Raw genomic sequence first — 574 nt, forward strand, 5'->3', positions numbered from 1 at the left:
CGAGGACGCATGAGCGGCCTGCCGATCGCGACCAATCACTATCAGGACACCCATTTCGGCAAGCCCGGCGTGAAGCTGCTGCCGAACGAGTTCTTCACGACGCGCGACGACATGGTGCTGGTGACCGTGCTCGGCTCGTGCGTGGCCGCCTGCCTCCACGATCCGTTCATGGGGCTCGGCGGGATGAACCATTTCATGCTGCCCGACGACGGCGCCGACGCGCGCGCGACCGCCTCCGATTCGATGCGCTACGGCGCCTACGCGATGGAAGTGCTGATCAACGAACTGATCAAGGCAGGCGGCAAGCGCGAGCGCTTCGAGGCGAAGGTGTTCGGCGGCGCGGCCGTGCTGGCCGGCATGACCACCATCAACATCGGCGATCGCAACGCCGATTTCGTGCGCCGTTATCTGGCGCTCGAAAAGATCCGTATCGTCGCCGAGGATCTGCAGGGCGTGCATCCGCGCAAGGTCGCGTTCATGCCCCGCACCGGGCAGGCGATGGTCAAGAAATTGCGGCTGGCGGTGCCGGGCGTCGCGGAGCGCGAAGCCGCGCTCGCGCGGTCGGCCGCCGATG

At 66.9% G+C, this 574-nt stretch carries 1 protein-coding gene; it reads left to right on the plus strand.

The window, feature by feature from the left end:
* Positions 1 to 9: 9 nt before the first annotated feature.
* On the plus strand, positions 10 to 574 hold a 565-nt coding region (gene cheD, locus G3N92_RS34740; protein WP_206131963.1), incomplete at its 3' end, for a chemoreceptor glutamine deamidase CheD.

This window comes from Burkholderia sp. Ac-20379 (assembly GCF_017104645.1).
Lineage (GTDB): Bacteria > Pseudomonadota > Gammaproteobacteria > Burkholderiales > Burkholderiaceae > Burkholderia.